At 67.1% G+C, this 18,335-nt stretch carries 18 protein-coding genes; 16 read left to right on the top strand and 2 right to left on the bottom strand.

From position 1 onward, the window contains the following. The first annotated feature begins 4 nt into the window (after positions 1-4). The gene (locus tag CKW46_RS16700; RefSeq protein ID WP_015355846.1) at positions 5-1,363 is read left to right on the top strand and encodes a replication-associated recombination protein A; all 1,359 of its coding nucleotides are present in this window, start codon (positions 5-7) and stop codon (positions 1,361-1,363) included. Positions 1,364-1,408: 45 nt separating this feature from the next. Here the strand turns inward: CKW46_RS16700 and CKW46_RS16695 are convergent, their stop codons facing one another. Next, positions 1,409-2,032 carry a hypothetical protein gene (locus CKW46_RS16695; RefSeq protein ID WP_015355845.1) on the bottom strand — a complete coding sequence of 208 codons (624 nt, stop codon included), beginning with the start codon at positions 2,030-2,032 and terminating at the stop codon, positions 1,409-1,411. 212 nt (positions 2,033-2,244) lie between these two features. Here CKW46_RS16695 and CKW46_RS16690 point away from each other — a divergent pair, with 212 nt between their 5' ends. From CKW46_RS16690 to aroQ, 10 genes are all read left to right on the top strand, one after another. After that, a complete protein-coding gene (locus CKW46_RS16690; RefSeq protein WP_012393935.1) occupies positions 2,245-2,646 on the top strand; it encodes a secondary thiamine-phosphate synthase enzyme YjbQ in 402 nt (133 codons plus the stop codon). 118 nt (positions 2,647-2,764) lie between these two features. Further along, positions 2,765-5,470 carry an alanine--tRNA ligase gene (gene alaS / locus CKW46_RS16685; RefSeq protein WP_482052153.1) on the top strand — a complete coding sequence of 902 codons (2,706 nt, stop codon included), beginning with the start codon at positions 2,765-2,767 and terminating at the stop codon, positions 5,468-5,470. Beyond that, the gene (gene ruvX / locus CKW46_RS16680; RefSeq protein ID WP_011739856.1) at positions 5,471-5,983 is read left to right on the top strand and encodes a Holliday junction resolvase RuvX; all 513 of its coding nucleotides are present in this window, start codon (positions 5,471-5,473) and stop codon (positions 5,981-5,983) included. Continuing rightward, on the top strand, positions 5,976-7,232 hold the full coding sequence (gene mltG, locus CKW46_RS16675) for an endolytic transglycosylase MltG (protein ID WP_117437428.1): 1,257 nt from the start codon (positions 5,976-5,978) through the stop codon (positions 7,230-7,232). The genes ruvX and mltG overlap by 8 nt, the downstream gene beginning before the upstream one ends. After that, the gene (locus tag CKW46_RS16670) at positions 7,229-8,062 is read left to right on the top strand and encodes a shikimate dehydrogenase (RefSeq protein ID WP_015355841.1); all 834 of its coding nucleotides are present in this window, start codon (positions 7,229-7,231) and stop codon (positions 8,060-8,062) included. Before mltG ends, CKW46_RS16670 begins: the two co-directional genes overlap by 4 nt. A gap of 11 nt (positions 8,063-8,073) precedes the next feature. After that, positions 8,074-8,517, top strand: coding sequence for a prepilin peptidase (locus CKW46_RS16665; protein WP_012393939.1), 444 nt, complete (start codon positions 8,074-8,076; stop codon positions 8,515-8,517). A gap of 76 nt (positions 8,518-8,593) precedes the next feature. Beyond that, positions 8,594-9,817, top strand: coding sequence for a chorismate synthase (gene aroC / locus CKW46_RS16660; protein ID WP_015355840.1), 1,224 nt, complete (start codon positions 8,594-8,596; stop codon positions 9,815-9,817). An 8-nt stretch (positions 9,818-9,825) separates the two neighbouring features. Next, positions 9,826-10,380 carry a shikimate kinase gene (locus CKW46_RS16655; RefSeq protein ID WP_015355839.1) on the top strand — a complete coding sequence of 185 codons (555 nt, stop codon included), beginning with the start codon at positions 9,826-9,828 and terminating at the stop codon, positions 10,378-10,380. Further along, the gene (gene aroB / locus CKW46_RS16650; RefSeq protein ID WP_482052152.1) at positions 10,377-11,465 is read left to right on the top strand and encodes a 3-dehydroquinate synthase; all 1,089 of its coding nucleotides are present in this window, start codon (positions 10,377-10,379) and stop codon (positions 11,463-11,465) included. Before CKW46_RS16655 ends, aroB begins: the two co-directional genes overlap by 4 nt. Next, positions 11,462-11,902 carry a type II 3-dehydroquinate dehydratase gene (gene aroQ / locus CKW46_RS16645; RefSeq protein ID WP_012393943.1) on the top strand — a complete coding sequence of 147 codons (441 nt, stop codon included), beginning with the start codon at positions 11,462-11,464 and terminating at the stop codon, positions 11,900-11,902. Before aroB ends, aroQ begins: the two co-directional genes overlap by 4 nt. On the opposite strand, the gene CKW46_RS16640 is transcribed toward aroQ, so the two are convergent. Next, a complete protein-coding gene (locus CKW46_RS16640; protein ID WP_117437433.1) occupies positions 11,899-12,657 on the bottom strand; it encodes a B-4DMT family transporter in 759 nt (252 codons plus the stop codon). The two genes, aroQ and CKW46_RS16640, sit on opposite strands and share 4 nt — an antisense overlap. A gap of 33 nt (positions 12,658-12,690) precedes the next feature. Between CKW46_RS16640 and CKW46_RS16635 the strand changes: the two genes are divergently transcribed. The 5 genes from CKW46_RS16635 to CKW46_RS16615 all read left to right on the top strand — a co-directional run bounded on the left by CKW46_RS16635 (position 12,691) and on the right by CKW46_RS16615 (position 18,331). Continuing rightward, positions 12,691-13,809 carry a M24 family metallopeptidase gene (locus CKW46_RS16635; RefSeq protein WP_020724921.1) on the top strand — a complete coding sequence of 373 codons (1,119 nt, stop codon included), beginning with the start codon at positions 12,691-12,693 and terminating at the stop codon, positions 13,807-13,809. A 14-nt stretch (positions 13,810-13,823) separates the two neighbouring features. After that, positions 13,824-14,387, top strand: a complete 564-nt coding sequence (efp, locus tag CKW46_RS16630; RefSeq protein WP_482052151.1) for an elongation factor P — start codon at positions 13,824-13,826, stop codon at positions 14,385-14,387. Positions 14,388-14,389: 2 nt separating this feature from the next. Next, positions 14,390-14,911: a transcription antitermination factor NusB gene (gene nusB, locus CKW46_RS16625; protein ID WP_015355834.1), complete on the top strand. Its 522-nt coding sequence runs from the start codon at positions 14,390-14,392 to the stop codon at positions 14,909-14,911. Continuing rightward, positions 14,911-15,318, top strand: coding sequence for a hypothetical protein (locus tag CKW46_RS16620; protein ID WP_012393948.1), 408 nt, complete (start codon positions 14,911-14,913; stop codon positions 15,316-15,318). The genes nusB and CKW46_RS16620 overlap by 1 nt, the downstream gene beginning before the upstream one ends. A 181-nt stretch (positions 15,319-15,499) precedes the next feature. Further along, positions 15,500-18,331 (top strand): aminotransferase class I/II-fold pyridoxal phosphate-dependent enzyme, encoded by a 2,832-nt coding sequence (locus CKW46_RS16615; RefSeq protein ID WP_482052150.1) that lies wholly within the window; start codon positions 15,500-15,502, stop codon positions 18,329-18,331. The last annotated feature ends 4 nt before the right edge of the window (positions 18,332-18,335 follow it).

Below are 18,335 nucleotides of genomic sequence, written 5' to 3'. Positions count from 1 at the left end.
TGGTATGTCTGAACCCGTGTCCGACGGTCTGTTCGACCTGCCCGGCGCACCGCAACACAGCGATCATGGTCTGGAAGTGTCGGCCGGCGCGCCGCTGGCGGTGCGGATGCGCCCGGAGTCGCTGGACGAAGTGGTGGGGCAGGGCCACTTGCTTGCTCCGGGGGCGCCGCTGCGCCGGCTGGTGGAGGGCTCCGGCGTCGCCTCGGTGATCCTCTATGGCCCGCCAGGTAGCGGGAAGACGACGCTGGCGGCGTTGATCTCGCACGCCACCGGACGAAGGTTCGAGGCGCTGTCGGCGTTGTCGGCCGGAGTCAAGGATGTGCGGGCGGTGATAGAGACTGCCCGGCAGGTGCTCCGTCGCGGCGAGCAGACGGTGCTGTTCATCGACGAAGTGCACCGGTTCTCCAAGACCCAGCAGGACGCCCTGCTGTCGGCCGTCGAGAACCGGGTGGTGTTGCTGGTGGCCGCGACCACCGAGAACCCGTCCTTCTCGGTGGTGGCCCCGTTGCTGTCGCGATCGCTGATTCTGCAGTTGCACCCGCTGGGCGCCGACGACATTCGCGCGGTCGTGCAGCGCGCGGCACAGGATCCACGCGGGCTTGGTGGGCGAGCCGCGATCGCCCCCGATGCCACCGACCTGCTGGTGCAATTGTCCGCCGGTGACGCGCGCCGCGCGCTGACCGCGCTGGAGGTGGCGGCCGAGGCGGCCCAGGCGGCCGGGTCGCAGGTAAGCGTCGAGATCATCGAGCAGTCGCTGGACAAAGCCGCGGTCCGCTATGACCGTGACGGTGACCAGCACTACGACGTGGTCAGCGCCTTCATCAAGTCGGTGCGGGGCTCCGATGTCGACGCCGCGCTGCATTACCTGGCTCGGATGCTGGTGGCCGGTGAAGACCCCAGGTTCGTCGCCCGCCGCCTGATGATCCTGGCCAGCGAGGACATCGGCCTGGCGGATCCGACGGCGCTTCCGACCGCGGTGGCCGCCGCGCAGACGGTCGCCCTGATCGGCCTGCCCGAGGCGCAGCTCACGCTGGCGCACGCCACCATCCATCTGGCGACCGCGCCGAAGTCGAATGCGGTCACCACCGCGCTGGCCGCGGCGATGGCCGATATCAAGGCGGGCAAGGCCGGCCTGGTGCCGCCACACCTACGCGATGGGCACTACTCCGGGGCGGCCGCGCTGGGCCACGCACAGGGCTACAAGTACTCCCATGACGACCCGGACGGGGTGGTGGCCCAACAGTATCCGCCCGACGAATTGGTGGGCACCAACTATTACCGGCCGACCGGCCGCGGCGGCGAACGCGAGATCGGCGGCCGCCTGGAGCGGCTGCGGGCCATCATCCGCCGAAAGCGTGCCTGACCGGTTGGCGGGCGTTGCCCTGCCGCAATAGCGGCCTCAGCCCACTCAGACCAGCTCGGGCACCCGCAGGTGAGCGATCGCCAGCTCGAACTCGGCCACGTCGAGCACCTCGGCGCCCAATTCACGGACCCGCCTGCTGCGCAGTTCGGAAGCCTGATCGCGGTTTCGCGCCATCGCCTCCATGGTGTCGAAGGTGGCGCACGAGACCGCACGCCGGCAGGCCGGGTGATCGACCATCAGGCTGGCGCTGCAGAACCCGTCCAGGCCCTCCAGCTCGGGCAACACGTACATCCCGTAGAAGTCCAGGGATCGCTCGATCTGATCCGGCACCACCTTGAGCCAGGTGGCCCGCACGCATGCACCCTGCCGGGAACGGTGGTCACGGTGCAGCATGGCGATGTCCCATTCCTCGACCCGCGCATTGTCGGAGAACATCATCGCGGCCCGGTCCCGGATGGGAGCCACCGCCGGTGCGCGCGAGCGCATGGCCTGCAAGGTCTCCCACGCGCTGGTCGCGATGCAGGTGCCGGACTGGCGGTCGACCAGCAGTGACAACCCGACGTAACCGTCGATCGCCTGCAGAGCGGGCATGACGACATCGCGAACATGGGCAATTCCGATGTCGACCGACAAGGGTTGCGCCTGGATGGTGGTGGAGCGTGCGTACACGATCGGCCCCTCCTCTGTCGGGGCGGCGCCCCGGTGGCGCCACCGGTCCCACCAATTACCTTCCTCCTGCCGATTCGGCCTGGCAATGACCTGAGGGGATCTCGGGAGATCTCGGGGGGATCCGCCCACCAGCTCACGGGTGATCGTGGCGATGGTGCGGCGGGAGGGAACGGATTGGCAGGTCGCCGAGCGCCCACCGTAGGCTGGTCTGGATGGATACCGATGTCCTCGACGTTGACACATCGCGTCGCCGCACCGTCGATCTCACCGACGCGGTGCGGGCCTTCTGCGCCAACCATGGTGATGGGCTGTGCAACGTTTTCGTCCCGCACGCGACGGCGGGTGTCGCCATCATCGAGACGGGCGCCGGTTCCGACCACGACCTGGTCGACACCCTGCAGACATTGCTGCCGCGCGACGACCGCTACCGCCACGCGCATGGGTCGCGCGGGCACGGTGCCGATCACGTGTTGCCGGCCCTGGTGTCGCCGTCGGTGACGGTGCCGGTGTCGTCGGGCGAGCCGCTGTTGGGTATCTGGCAAAGCGTCGTTCTGGTCGACCTGAATCAGGACAACCCGCGGCGGTCGGTCCGCCTGAGCTTCCTGGAAGGCTAGGTGGAAGGCTGAGCGGACCCGGAATGCGTCTTTGGACAGCCTTCTAATAGTCCGGCGAATAGGCTGGCAATCGATCTCTGCTAGAGAAAAACCAAGGAAACTTAAGGAAACAACGACGGTGCAAACACACGAGATCAGGAAGCGGTTCCTTGATCATTTCGTGAAGGCGGGTCACACCGAGGTGCCCAGCGCTTCGGTGATACTCGATGACCCCAACCTGTTGTTCGTCAACGCGGGCATGGTGCAGTTCGTGCCGTTCTTCCTCGGACAGCGCACCCCGCCGTATGCGACGGCCACCAGCATCCAGAAGTGCATACGTACCCCCGATATCGACGAGGTGGGCATCACCACCCGGCACAACACGTTCTTTCAAATGGCCGGCAATTTCTCGTTCGGTGACTACTTCAAACGCGGGGCGATCGAACTTGCCTGGGCGCTGCTGACCAACAGCGTCGCCGACGGAGGTTACGGGCTGGACCCGGAGAAGCTCTGGGCCACCGTCTACCTCGACGACGACGAGGCCGCCGGCTTGTGGCGTGAAGTGGCCGGTCTACCGGCCGATCGGATCCAGCGCCGCGGCATGGCCGACAACTACTGGTCGATGGGCATTCCCGGTCCCTGCGGGCCGTCGTCGGAGATCTACTACGACCGGGGCCCGGACTACGGGCCCGAGGGCGGCCCCGTCGTCAACGAGGACCGCTACCTCGAGATCTGGAACCTCGTGTTCATGCAGAACGAGCGGGGCGAGGGAACCACCAAAGAGGACTACGAGATCCTCGGCCCGTTGCCTCGCAAGAACATCGACACCGGGATGGGTGTGGAGCGCGTCGCGCTGATCCTGCAGGGGGTGCCCAACGTCTACGAGACCGATCTGCTGCGCCCGATCATCGACTTGGTTGCCGCCCGCGCGCCCCGCGGTTATGACCAGAGCAATCACGCTGACGATGTGCGCTACCGGATCATCGCCGACCACAGCCGCACCGCCGCGATCCTGATCGCCGACGGGGTGAGCCCCGGCAACGACGGCCGCGGCTACGTGTTGCGCAGACTGCTGCGCCGCGTCATCCGGTCGGCCAAGCTGCTCAACATCGACACCGCGATCGTCGGAGATCTGATGGCCACCGTGCGCGATGCGATGGGGCCCTCCTATCCCGAATTGGCCAGCGACTCCGACCGGATCAACCGCATCGCCGTTGCCGAAGAGACCGCGTTCAACCGCACGCTGGCGTCGGGCTCGCGGCTGTTCGACGAGGTGGCCGGCGCCACCAGGTCCTCCGGTGTCAGCGTGGTGTCCGGTTCGGACGCGTTCACCCTGCATGACACCTACGGATTCCCGATCGAGCTGACCCTGGAGATGGCCTCCGAAGCCGGCTTGACGGTGGACGAGGGCGGCTTCCGCGAACTGATGGCGCAGCAGCGCCGGCGGGCCAAGGCCGACGCGGCCGCGCGCAAACATGCCCACGCCGACCTGACGGCCTACCGGGAACTGGTCGATGCCGGACCTACCGAGTTCACCGGGTTCGATGAGCTCACCTCCGAAGCGCGGATCCTGGGCATCTTCGTCGACGGCAAGCGGGTTCCGGTGGTGGCCCACGGCCAGGCCGTTGACGCCGATCGGGTGGAGCTGGTGCTGGACCGCACCCCGCTGTACGCCGAGTCGGGCGGCCAGATCGCCGACGTCGGAACCATCAGCGGAACGGGGTCGGGCAGCAGCGCCCGCGCGGCGGTGACCGATGTCCAGAAGATCGCCAAGACCCTCTGGCTACACCGGGTCAACGTCGAATCCGGGGAATTCGTCGAGGGCGACGGTGTCGTCGCGGCCGCGGACGCGGGCTGGCGCAAGGGCGCTACCCAGGGCCATTCGGGCACCCACATGGTGCATGCCGCCCTGCGGCAGGTGCTGGGGCCCAACGCGGTACAGGCCGGGTCCCTGAACCGTCCCGGTTACCTGCGATTCGACTTCAACTGGCAGGGTCCGCTCACCGAAGAGCAGCGGGGCCAAATCGAAGAAGTCACCAATCAAGCGGTGCAAGCCGATTTCGCCGTGCACACCTTCACCGAGCAGCTGGAGAAGGCCAAGGCCATGGGCGCGATGGCGCTGTTCGGCGAAAGCTATCCGGACGAAGTCCGGGTGGTCGAGATCGGCGGGCCGTTCTCGATCGAGCTCTGCGGCGGTACCCACGTAGCCACCTCGGCGCAGATCGGTCCGGTGACGATCCTGGGCGAGTCCTCGATTGGCTCGGGGGTGCGGCGGGTGGAGGCCTACGTCGGCCTGGACTCCTTCCGCCACCTGGCCAAGGAGCGCGCCCTGATGGCCGGGCTCGCCTCGTCACTGAAGGTGCCCTCCGAAGAGGTCCCGGCCCGGGTGGCCAGCCTGGTCGAGCGGCTCAAGGCCGCCGAGAAGGAACTCGAGCGTGCCCGGCTCGCCAGTGTGCGGGCGGCCGCGGTCAACGCCGCCGCCGGCGCCGAGCGCATCTGCAACGTCCGGCTGGTGGCGCAGCGCATGTCCAGCGAGATGACGCCGGCGGACCTGCGCACCCTGGTCGGCGACATCCGCGGCAAGCTGGGCAGCGACCCCGCGGTGGTGGCGCTGATCGCCGCCCCGGCCGGGGGAGAGTCCTCCACCGTGCCCTATGTGGTCGCGGCCAACCAGGCCGCCCAGGGACTCGGCCTCGGTGCCAATGAACTGATCAAACACCTAGCCGCGGCAGTCGACGGCCGCGGTGGCGGCAAAGCGGACCTGGCCCAGGGGTCGGGAAAGAAACCGGCTGGCATCGACGCCGCGCTCGAAGCATTACGTGCAGAGATAGCGCGGGTCGGTTGAGTGGTCGCCGCATCGCACCGCTCGCCCGACCGGCCCGGTGATCCAGAGGGCCTCGAACCCGGGACGGGCCGAGGCCGACGCTTGGGTATCGATGTGGGAACGGTGCGCATCGGGGTGGCGTCCAGCGATCCGGATGGCATCCTGGCGACTCCGCTGGAAACGGTGCGGCGCGAGCGCTCCGGCAAGCACCTGCGTCGGCTGGCCACGCTGGTCGGTGAAACGGAGGCGGTCGAGGTCATCGTCGGCCTGCCGCGGACCCTGGCCGACCGCATCGGCTCCTCGGCGCAGGACGCGATCGACCTGGCTGATGAGCTGGCGGCGCGGGTGGCTCCGATACCGGTGCGGCTTGCCGACGAACGGCTGACCACCGTCAGTGCGCAGCGATCGCTGCGCGAGGCGGGTGTCCGGGCCAAGAATCAGCGTGCGGTGATCGACCAGGCCGCGGCGGTCGCGATCCTGCAGGCCTGGCTGGACCAGCGGCGCACCCTGGCCGGGGGCCGCGCCGATGGCTGAGGATGTGTATCGGTCTCGGGCTGAGCCGGTCGCGGTGGGGCCCAACCGGCACCGGATGAGCCGGGTTGACCGGCTCAAGCGCAATCGCGAACAACACAACCGACGCCGGCGGCGGCGCGTCCTCGGGGGATTCGTCTTCGGACTGCTGGTCGTGTTCGTGGTGGTGGTCGTCGTCTTCGGCACCAAGCTATGGAATGTCATGCTCGGCACCGGCGGTGACTACGCCGGTCCGGGCAAGCGCGACGTCGTCATCCACATCAGCCCGGGCGACTCCACCACCGCGGTCGGCGAAACGTTGTACAACAACCACGTGGTCGCCACGGTGCGGGCATTCGTGGACGCGGCCCACGGCAACGCCGTGATCGCGGCGATCCAGCCGGGCTTCTACCTGGTGCGTACCGAGATCCCGGCGGCCGATGCGGTCGCCCGGCTCGCGGACCCCAAGAACCGCGTCGGCAAGCTGGTCATCCCGGAGGGCCGTCAGCTCGACGACACCACCGACATGAAGACCAATGTGGTGACGCCCGGCATTCTGACCTTGATTTCGCGTGCCACGTGCGTGGACCTGGACGGCAAGAAGCACTGCATCTCGATGGCTGACTTGCATACGGCGGCGACCAAGAGCACGCCCGCCACGTTGGCGGTGCCGTCGTGGGCCGTCGAACCGGTGCTCGAACTCGGCGCTGACCATCGCCGGATCGAGGGCCTGATCGCCCCGGGGACCTTCAACATCGATCCCGCGGGATCGGCGGACAAGATCCTGGCCTCGCTGATCAGCGCCGGTGCCGTGGAGTACTTGAAATCCGGTTTGGTGGACAACGCCAAGTCGCTGGGCCTGTCGCCCTACGACATCCTGGTGGTGGCGTCGTTGGTGCAGCAGGAGTCCAACGCCCAAGATTTCCCGAAAGTCGCGCGGGTCATCTACAACCGCCTCAACGAGCACCGCGCCCTCGAGTTCGACTCCACGGTGAACTACTCGCTGGATCGTCGCGAGGTGGCCACCAGCGACGCCGACCGCGCGATGCGGACTCCGTGGAACACCTACATGTCCGAAGGGTTGCCGGCCACCGCGATCTGCTCGCCCGGGGTCGAAGCGCTGCACGCGGCCGAGCATCCGCAACCCGGGGACTGGTTGTACTTCGTCACCATCGATAGTCAAGGCACGACGCTGTTCACCAGGGATTACCAGCAACACCTGGCGAATATCGAGCTGGCCAAACGTAACGGTGTCCTCGATAGCGCGCGATGAGCAGCGGCCAGGAGCACAATCAACCACCGCGCGGTAGGAAAGCGGCCGTCCTCGGTTCGCCGATCGCTCATTCGCGGTCCCCGCAGCTGCATCTGGCTGCCTACCGGGCGCTGGGCCTGACCGACTGGACATACCAGCGGATCGAGTGCGACGCCGCGCAATTGCCCGCGGTGGTGGGTGGTTTCGGGCCGGAGTGGGTCGGCGTATCGGTGACCATGCCGGGCAAGTTCGCCGCGTTGCAGTTTGCCGACGAGCGCACCGCCCGCGCCGAGCTGGTTGGATCGGCCAACACCCTGGTCCGCACCCCACGCGGGTGGCGGGCAGACAACACCGACATCGACGGTGTCGCGGGGGCGCTGGGGCAGGCATCCGGACCGGCCATTGTCTGCGGTTCGGGCGGCACCGCACCGGCAGCCGTGGTGGGGCTGGCCGAACTCGGCGTCACAGAGATCACGATCGCGGCGCGCAACGCGGACAAAGCCGCCCGATTGGTCGACCTGGGCGCCCGGCTCGGGGTGGCCAGCCGGTTCTGCGGACTGGATGACCCCGAGCTGGGCGAGCGGGCCGCATCCGCGGCGGCGCTGGTCAGCACCATTCCGGCCGAGGTGGCGTCACGTTACGCGGCCATCTTCGCCACGGTCCCGGTGGTGCTGGATGCGATCTACAACCCGTGGCCGACACCGCTGGCGGCCGCCGTGGCCGCCGCGGGTGGCCGGGTGATCAGTGGCCTGCACATGCTTTTGCATCAGGCATTTGCCCAGGTGGAGCAATTCACCGGGTTACCCGCCCCCCGTGCGGCGATGACTTGCGCATTGGAGGCGCTGGACTAGCCTGCCTGGGAATGTGGCTGGTGATCCGAACCCCGGTAGTGGCCGTCGTGGTGGCCTGGCTGCTGGTGTTGAGCTACACCGACATTCGACATCGGCGGCTGCCCAACCGTTTCACGCTGCCCGGCGCGGGCGCGATGCTGCTCGGTGCCCTGGTGGCCGGGCGGGGGACGGCGGCACTGGCCGGGGCGGCCGCGCTGACAAGTGTCTACCTGCTGGTGCATCTGCTGGCTCCAGCCGCGCTGGGTGCCGGCGACGTGAAACTGGCGATCGGTCTGGGTGCTCTGGCCGGCTCGCTCGGGGTCGAGGTGTGGTTCCTGGCGGCGTTGGCGGCCCCGCTGATGACTGCGCTGTGGGCGGTCGGCGCACGGCTGCGCACCGGTGCCCTGGCCGTCCCGCACGGTCCGTCGATGTGCCTGGCGACCGCCGTGGCCGCCGGGCTGGCGCTGCTCGGGTAGTTGGGCCCGGCCGGTTCGGGCGGCCGGCAGCCGAGCCATGGCCGGGCGTGCACGGCCATCGTGGGAAGATGTTCGGGTGTTGCGCTGGATAACTGCGGGGGAATCCCATGGCCGTGCGTTGGTGGCCCTGGTCGACGGAATGGTTGCCGGGGTAGAGGTCACCTCGACGGAGATCGCCGATCAGTTGGCCCGCCGCCGGCTCGGCTACGGACGTGGCGCCCGGATGGCGTTCGAGCGTGACGCGGTGACCGTGCTCTCCGGAATACGCCACGGCAGCACGCTGGGCGGCCCGATCGCGATCGAGATCGGTAACACCGAATGGCCGAAGTGGGAAGCGGTGATGGCGGCCGACCCGCTGGACCCGGCCGCCGCGGCCGAGCTGGAGAATTCCGCCCGCAACGCGCCGCTGACCCGGCCGCGGCCGGGGCATGCCGACTATGCGGGCATGCTCAAGTACGGCTTCGACGACGCCCGGCCGGTGCTGGAACGGGCTAGTGCCCGCGAGACCGCCGCCCGAGTCGCCGCGGGCACCGTAGCGCGGGCCTTCCTGCGTCAGGCCCTGGGCGTGGAAGTGCTGTCGCACGTCGTCTCGATCGGCGCGTCGGCGCCCTACGACGGCCCGCCGCCGCAGCCCGAGGACCTGCCCGCCATCGACGCCAGCCCGGTGCGCGCGTTCGACGGGCAAGCCGAAAAATCCATGATCGCCGAGATCGAGGCGGCCAAGAAGGACGGCGACACCCTCGGCGGCGTCGTCGAGGTGGTAGCGCTGGGGCTGCCGGTGGGGCTGGGGTCGTTCACCAGCGGTGAGAACCGGCTGGACAGCCAGCTCGCCGCGGCGGTGATGGGCATCCAGGCCATCAAGGGCGTGGAGATCGGTGACGGGTTCGAGACCGCGCGTCGCCGCGGTAGTCGCGCCCACGACGAGATGTACCCCGGCACCGACGGTGTGGTGCGCTCCACCAACCGGGCCGGGGGTCTGGAAGGCGGGATGACCAATGGCCAGCCGCTGCGGGTGCGTGCGGCGATGAAGCCCATCTCCACCGTCCCCAAGGCGCTGGCCACCGTTGACCTGGCCACCGGCGATGAAGCCGTCGCCATCCATCAGCGTTCCGACGTGTGCGCCGTGCCGGCCGCGGCAGTGGTGGTCGAGACCATGGTGGCGCTGGTGCTGGCCCGAGTGACGCTGGAGAAATTCGGTGGCGATTCGCTGGCCGAGACCCGCCGCAACATCGAGGCGTATCAGCGCAGCGTTGCCGACCGGGAAGCACCGGCCGCCCGGGCCCGGGCCATCCGGGGTTAGGCGCCACGATGGCACCCAAAGCGGTATTGGTGGGATTGCCGGGTTCCGGCAAGTCGACCATCGGGCGTCGGCTGGCCAAGGCGCTCGGAGTGAGTCTGCTCGACACCGATGCGGCGATTGAGCAGCAGGCCGGGCGCAGCATTGCCGAGATCTTCGCCACCGACGGGGAAGAGGAGTTCCGACGTATCGAGGAGGAAGTGGTGCGCGCGGCTTTAGCCGATCATGACGGAGTGCTGTCGCTGGGCGGCGGCGCGGTCACCAGCCCCGGGGTTCGCTCGGCGCTGGACGGCCACACCGTCGTCTACCTGGAGATCAGTGCCGCCGAAGGGGTGCGCCGCACCGGCGGCAGCAACGTACGGCCGCTGTTGGCCGGGCCCGATCGGGCGGAGAAGTTCCGCGCGCTGATGTCCCAGCGGATTCCGTTGTATCGGCGGGTGTCGACCATTCGTGTCGACACCAATCGCCGCAATCCCGGTGCGGTGGTGCGCTACATCATGTCGCGCCTGGACGACCCCACACCGAACACGAGTCCCTCCTCCACCGCCAGCGGGGCCGCCACATGAGCGACAACAAAGAACCGGTCACCGTGCAGGTGGCCGTCGACCCGCCGTACCCGGTGGTGATCGGTACCGGGTTGCTGACCGAGCTGGAGGAACTGCTCGCCGGCCGGCACAAGGTCGCCATCCTGCATCAGCCGGTGCTGACCGAGACTGCCGAGGCCATCCGTAACCACCTTGCCGACAAGGGGATCGACGCGCACCGCATCGAGATCCCCGACGCCGAGGCCGGTAAGGAGCTACCGGTCGTGGGATTCATCTGGGAAGTGCTGGGGCGCATCGGGATCGGGCGAAAGGACGCTCTGGTGAGCCTGGGCGGCGGCGCGGCCACCGACGTCGCCGGGTTCGCGGCCGCCACCTGGCTGCGTGGTGTCTCGATCGTGCACGTGCCAACCACGTTGCTGGGCATGGTCGATGCGGCCGTCGGAGGCAAGACCGGTATCAACACCGACGCCGGCAAGAACCTGGTCGGAGCCTTCCACCAGCCGCTCGCGGTGCTCGCCGACCTGGCCACGCTGCAGACCTTGCCGCAAAACGAAATCGTCTGTGGGATGGCCGAAGTGGTCAAGGCGGGCTTCATCGCCGATCCGGTTATCCTGGACCTCATCGAAGCCGATCCGCAGGCCGTATTGGATCCGTCCGGTGATGTGATGCCGGAATTGATCCGGCGTTCGATTGCGGTCAAGGCGGAGGTTGTCGCGGCCGACGAGAAAGAATCCGAGCTGCGCGAAATCCTCAACTACGGACACACTTTGGCTCATGCGATCGAGCGCCGGGAGCGTTATCAGTGGCGACACGGTGCCGCGGTGTCGGTGGGTCTGGTCTTCGCGGCCGAACTCGCCCGGCTTTCCGGGCGCCTCGACGACGCCACGGCGCTGCGTCATCGCACCATCCTGTCGGCGCTGGGCCTGCCGGTCAGCTACGACGCCGATGCGCTGCCGCAGTTGCTGGAATTCATGACCGGCGACAAGAAGACCCGGGCCGGAGTGCTGCGGTTCGTGGTGCTCGACGGGCTGGCCAAGCCGGGACGGATGGTGGGTCCGGATCCGGGGTTGCTGGTGACCGCCTACGCGGGAATCTGTGCCCCATGAGCGAGCCGATGACCGTCGTCAACGTTCTCAATGGTCCCAACCTGGGCCGGCTGGGCCGGCGTGAGCCCGACGTCTACGGCAGCACCACGCACGCCGAACTCGCCGCCCTGATCGAGCGGGAGGCCGCCGGGCTGGGACTGCAGGCGGTTGTTCGGCAAAGTGATAGCGAGGCAGAACTGCTGGACTGGATTCATCGGGCCGCCGACGCCGGCCAGCCCGTGATCCTCAATGCCGGCGGGTTGACGCACACCTCGGTGGCGCTGCGCGACGCCTGTGCGGAGTTGAGCGCGCCGCTGATCGAGGTGCACATCTCAAATGTCCACGCCCGCGAGGAGTTCCGGCGCCACTCTTACCTGAGCCCGGTCGCAACCGGGGTGATCGTCGGGCTGGGCATCCAGGGTTACCTGCTGGCCCTGCGCTACCTGGCCAGCTACTAGTCCTTCTTCTTTTTCGGCACTTCGTCCGTCTTGGTCTCGTCCTCGTCGAGCTGGATCACCTCGGTGCTCGCCTCACTTTCGGTGGTGGCGATCGTCTCGGTTTTTGCCTCCGGCTCGGCCGTGCGGATCACCTCGGTCGGTGACTCTTGCTCGGTGGTGGCGATCACCTCGGTCGGGGCATCGCGTTCGACGGTGGCAACCGCGGTGGGAGCCGTTGCCTGCGCCTGGTTGGAGGCCACCGGCATCTCCCCGGTAGGACTGTCGTCGGCGCGCACCGCGGCGAACACATCAGTGTCGGCGCGGCCGCCGGTTCCGTCGTGGGTGGGCACCGGGGGAGCATTGCGGTCCACCCGCGACCTGCCCACGGCCACACCGGAAATTCCCGGCAGGAAGATGATCAACGCGGTGAAGGCGGCAAACGTCGTAACCTCGTTGATCAGCCCGCCGACATAGATGCCCTTGTAGAACAACGCGATGATCCAGGCGACCGCGCCGCTGAGGATACCGGCCACCAGGCCGGCCACCAGCCAGGTCATGGCCAGATCTGCGCGGCGATCCGGGTCCGGATTCGCCTTGGCGTCGGCACGGCCGTCGAGTGTGCCCCACACAATGACGGCGATGACGTACAGCAGCAGCAACACCAGGCTTATCAGTCCGGCTTGCGTCTGCCATGCGTTGATCAAGGCCCCCTGGAAGAGGCGGAGAACGACCATCGCGGCGGCGAACGCTAGTCCACGCAGCATCCAGTTAGTCATGAATGGTCAGCGTAGCGAGTACCGTCAAGGGTCGTGACACATTCCCAGCGTCGACACAACCTCAAATCCAAAATCAGTGCCGCCGGACTGGACGCGATGCTGGTCACCGATTTGATCAATGTGCGATATCTCTCCGGGTTCAGCGGATCCAACGGTGCGTTGCTGGTATTCGCCGACGAGCGTGAAGCCGTGCTGGCCACCGACGGTCGATACCGCACGCAGGCCGCCCATCAGGCGCCGGACCTCGAGGTGGCCATCGAACGCGCCATCGGGCGACACCTGAGCTGCCGGGCTGCCGATGACGGTGTTGGCCGGCTGGGCTTCGAAAGCCATGTGGTCACGGTGGACGGCTTTGATGCGCTCACGGGTGCGCTGGCGGACACCAACACCGAGTTGGTCCGCGCCTCCGGCACCGTGGAGGCACTGCGCGAGATCAAAGATGCCGGTGAGCTTGCGTTATTGCGGCTGGCGTGCGAGGCGGCCGACGCCGCGCTGTCGGACTTGATCAAGCGCGGCGGGCTGCGGCCGGGCCGCACCGAGCGCGAGGTGGCCCGCGATCTTGAGGGCCTGATGCTCGACCATGGTGCCGACGCGGTGTCGTTCGAGACGATTGTGGCTGCCGGGCCGAACTCGGCCATCCCACACCACCGGCCCACCGACGCGGTGCTGGCCAAGGGTGATTTCGTCAAGATCGACTTCGGTGCGCTGGTTGCCGGCTATCACTCGGACATGACCCGCACCTTCGTGCTGGACAAGGCGGCCGACTGGCAGTTGGAGATCTATGAGCTGGTCGCCGCGGCGCAAAAGGCCGGTCGAGAGGCGTTGTCTGCGGGCGCCGAGTTGCGCGACGTGGATGGCGCCGCGCGACAGATGATCGTCGACGCGGGGCATGGAGATAACTTCGGTCACGGTCTGGGACACGGTGTTGGCCTGCAGATACACGAAGCACCGGGCATCGGGGCCACATCCGTCGGTACACTACTGGCGGGCTCCGTGGTTACCGTGGAGCCCGGCGTTTATTTGCCCGGCCGCGGCGGTGTCCGCATCGAGGACACGTTGGTAGTGCCCAATGGGGGCCCGAAGACACCGAGAAGCGCCGCGCAGACCCCGGAATTGTTGACCCGGTTCCCGAAGGAACTGACCATCTTGTAGGAGATTTACCGATCGTGGCGAGCACTGCTGACTTCAAGAACGGACTTGTTCTGCAGATCGATGGACAGCTGTGGTCCATCGTGGAATTCCAGCACGTTAAGCCCGGTAAGGGTCCGGCCTTCGTGCGTACCAAGCTCAAGAACGTGCTCTCGGGCAAGGTTGTCGACAAGACCTACAACGCCGGCGTGAAGGTGGAGACCGCCACCGTCGACCGGCGCGACACCACCTACCTCTACCGCGATGGCTCCGACTTCGTGTTCATGGACAGCCAGGACTACGAGCAGCACCCATTGCCGGAGTCGCTGGTGGGAGATGCCGCCCGATTCCTGCTGGAGGGCATGCCGGTGCAGGTGGCGTTTCACGACGGAGCGCCGCTGTACATCGAGCTGCCGGTGACCGTCGAGATCGTGGTCACCCATACCGAGCCGGGTTTGCAGGGCGACCGCTCCAGCGCCGGCACCAAGCCGGCCACCCTGGAGACGGGCGCCCAGATCAACGTGCCGCTGTTCATCAACACCGGGGACAAGCTGAAGGTGGATTCGCGTGACGGCGGCTACCTGGGCAGGGCCAACGCCTGAGTATGCCTGAGGGAAGGCCGGGCAAACCGGTTAAAGGACGTCACCAGGCCCGCAAGCGTGCGGTGGACCTGATGTTCGAGGCTGAGGCGCGGGGCCTGGGCCCGGGCGAGATCGCGGACCTGCGCACCGAGCTGGCCGAGACGAAGCCGGACGTGGCGCCGCTGCACCCGTACACGGCGGCGGTGGCGCGCGGGATTGGCGAGCACGCCGCTCACATCGACGACCTGATCACGTCGCAACTGCAGGGCTGGACGCTGGACCGGTTGCCGGCCGTGGATCGTGCCATCCTGCGAGTCGCGGTGTGGGAACTGTTGTATGCCGACGACGTGCCCGAACCGGTCGCCGTCGATGAAGCCGTCGAGCTGGCCAAGGAATTGTCCACCGACGACTCGCCGAGCTTCGTCAACGGTGTGCTGGGACAGGTCATGCTGGTGAGGCCGCAGATTCGGGCGGCTGCCGCGGCGGTCCGGCAGGCGGTCCCGGATGAATCGTCGCGCCTGCCGGAAAACCAGGGATCGTGCTGATGAGCAGGCTCGAGTTGCGTGTCGTGGTCGCGGCCTGGATGGCAGCGGCGGTGATCCTCGGCGCGGTCATATGCGCCGCCTACGGGTGGGCCATCGTCGCCTCCGCACTGTCGATCTACGCCCTGGGCGTGGGTGCCTGGCTGTACCACTCGGTCGAGCGGCTGATTCTGGCCCGCCGGATCAGTACGGTGCGTACCGCGGCCAGGCCGTTACAGCCGTTGCTTCCCGTGATGGCCGCCATCATGGGTCTGACCCAGGCGGTGGTGCGCTCGTTGGGCGATGTCACGGACTTGCCCGCGCGCCGCTGGGAGCTTCCCCAGTTCCCGCAGCTTCCGGTGCTGCGCTGGGTGGACAGCGGCCGGGGAAACCGGCGGGTCGTCGACAGCGACGACGAGTTCGAAGCCTGACCGAACGGATCGCACCCTCAAGCGTCGCGGTCAGGGCGAACATTCGGTGCCGGATTGGGGCTAGATCCGGCCCCATGACTCGATAACCTGCAAGGGTGAGTTTTCGGGTATGAAAGGTACGCCGCGGGCGATACCTAAGCCGCCCGCCGGCGCGTCCCGCACCACTAGAACAGGTGACGACATGAAGCGATACAGCACCCGCCCGCGACGACTTCGTGTCTCCGCTCTGGCTGCGGTAGCCAACCCGTCATACGCACGTGTTGATACGTGGAACCTGCTCGACGACGCGTGCTGTCACCTCGCCGAGGTCGACCTGGCCGGGATGGACATCACCCACGACATGGCGAAAGTGCGGCGGCTGATGGACCGCATCGGCGCCTACGAACGGTATTGGCTTTATCCGGGCGCACAGAACCTGGCAAATTTTCGCGCACACCTGGAAAGCAAGTCCACGGTGCGGCTCAAAGAAGAGGTCTCCCTGGCGGTCCGTCTGCTGGGTGAATATGGTGACCGCACAGCACTTTTCGATACTTCGGCGCCGCTGGCCGAGCAGGAACTGGTGGCCCAGGCCAAGCAGCAGCAGTTCTACACCGTGCTGGTCGCCGATGATGCGCCCACATCGGCGCCCGACTCGTTGGCCGAGCACCTTCGGGCATTGCACAATCCGTCTGACGACGTCCAGTTCGAAGTCCTGCTCGCCCCGAGTGTCGAGGACGCGATCACCGCGGTCGCACTCAACGGCGAGATACAGGCCGCAATCATCCGGCACGACCTGCCACTTCGGTCCCGGGACCGGCTGCCGCTGATGAACGCACTGCTGGGGGCCAACGATGACGTGGTTGCCCCCGATAGCCCGCACGACTGGATCGAATGTGGGGAATGGATCAGGGAGCTGCGCCCGCACATCGACCTCTACCTGCTCACCGACGAGTCGATCGCAGCCGGGGCCGAGGACGATCCGGACGTATACGACCGGACTTTCTACCGGCTCAACGATGTCACCGATCTGCACAGTACGGTGCTGGCCGGACTACGGAACCGGTTCGCCACACCGTTTTTCGATGCTCTGCGGGCCTACGCCGCGGCTCCGGTAGGCCAGTTCCACGCGCTTCCGGTCGCGCGCGGCGCCAGCATCTTCAACTCCAAGTCGCTGCAGGACATGGGGGAGTTCTACGGCCGCAACATCTTCATGGCCGAGACGTCGACCACGTCGGGCGGTCTGGATTCGCTGCTGGACCCGCACGGCAACATCAAGAAGGCCATGGACAAGGCCGCCAGTACCTGGAACGCCGACCACACCTATTTCGTCACCAACGGCACCTCGACCGCGAACAAGATTGTCGTGCAGTCCCTCACCCGACCGGGCGACATCGTGCTGATCGACCGCAACTGTCACAAGTCGCACCACTACGGCCTGGTGCTCGCCGGTGCCTACCCGCTGTATCTGGACGCCTATCCGCTGCCCCCGTTCGCCATCTATGGGGCGGTATTGCTGCACACGATCAAGCAGGTGCTGCTCGACCTGGAGGCGGCCGGACAGCTGCACAAGGTGCGCATGCTGCTGTTGACCAACTGCACCTTCGACGGCGTCGTCTACAACCCGCGGCTGGTCATGGAGGAGGTGCTGGCGATCAAGCCGGATATCTGTTTCCTCTGGGACGAGGCCTGGTACGCGTTTGCCACCGCGGTCCCATGGGCCCGGCAGCGCACCGCGATGGTGTCCGCGGAGTACCTCGAATCAATGTTGGCCTCTGACGAATACGGCGCCGTATACGAGAAGTGGCGCGCCTCCATGCAAGGGATTCCGCGGTCGCAGTGGGCCGAGCACCGATTGCTGCCGGATCCGAAACGGGCACGGGTGCGCGTCTACGCCACGCACTCCACCCACAAGTCGCTCTCGGCGCTGCGGCAGGCATCGATGATCCACGTCCGTGACCAGGACTTCAACGCCCTGACCCGCGACGCGTTCGGCGAGGCGTTTTTGACTCACACCTCGACCTCGCCCAACCAGCAACTGCTGGCCTCGCTGGACCTGGCGCGCCGCCAGGTCGATATCGAGGGATTCCAATTGGTCCGGCAGGTCTACGACATGGCGCTGGTGTTTCGGCACCGTGTTCGTAAAGACCGCCTGATCAGTAAGTGGTTCCGCATTCTCGACGAAGCCGATCTGGTTCCCGAGGAGTTCCGGGCCTCATCGGTCAGCTCCTACCGCCAAGTCAGACAGGGAGCTCTGGCCGAGTGGAACGAGGCATGGCGATCGGATCAGTTCGTGCTGGACGCCACCCGGGTCACCCTGTTCATCGGGAGCACCGGGATGAACGGATACGACTTCCGCGAGAAGATCTTGATGGAGCGATTCGGGATCCAGATCAACAAGACGTCGATCAACAGCGTGCTGCTGATCTTCACCATCGGAGTGACCTGGTCGAGCGTTCACTACCTGCTCGACGTGTTGCGCCGGATCGCCACGGACTTCGATCGGAGCCAGCGGGCGGCCAGCGCGGCCGACTGGGCGCTGCATGAGCGTCGCGTTGAGGAGATCACCCAGGACTTGCCGCATCTGCCCGACTTCAGCGAGTTCGACATTGCGTTCCGCCCCGATGATGCGAGCAGTTTCGGCGACATGCGGTCGGCCTTCTACGCCGGCTATGACGAATCCGACCGCGAGTACGTCCAGATCAGCATGGCCGGGCGCCGCCTGGCCGAGGGCAGAACATTGGTCTCCACCACATTCGTCGTGCCTTACCCTCCGGGCTTCCCGGTGCTGGTCCCGGGCCAGGTGGTGTCCAAAGAGATCGTCTACTTCCTGACTCAGCTCGACGTCAAAGAAATCCATGGGTACAACCACGAACTCGGGTTGTCGGTGTTCACCGACGTCGCGCTGAAACGGATGGAGGCGGCTCGCAATGTGATCGCCTCGGCGGGCGCGGAGCTGCCGGCCTTCGAGCTTGCGCCGGCTTCTTCGGTTGTCAACGGTGACGGTGTGCTTCAGGCCGTCGCCGACGACGCCTGACGCA

The organism is Mycobacterium liflandii (assembly GCF_022354805.1).
Taxonomy (GTDB): Bacteria; Actinomycetota; Actinomycetes; order Mycobacteriales; family Mycobacteriaceae; genus Mycobacterium; species Mycobacterium marinum.
Note: the sequence above shows the minus strand (reverse complement) of the source record. Positions and strands in the feature narration are given on the sequence as shown.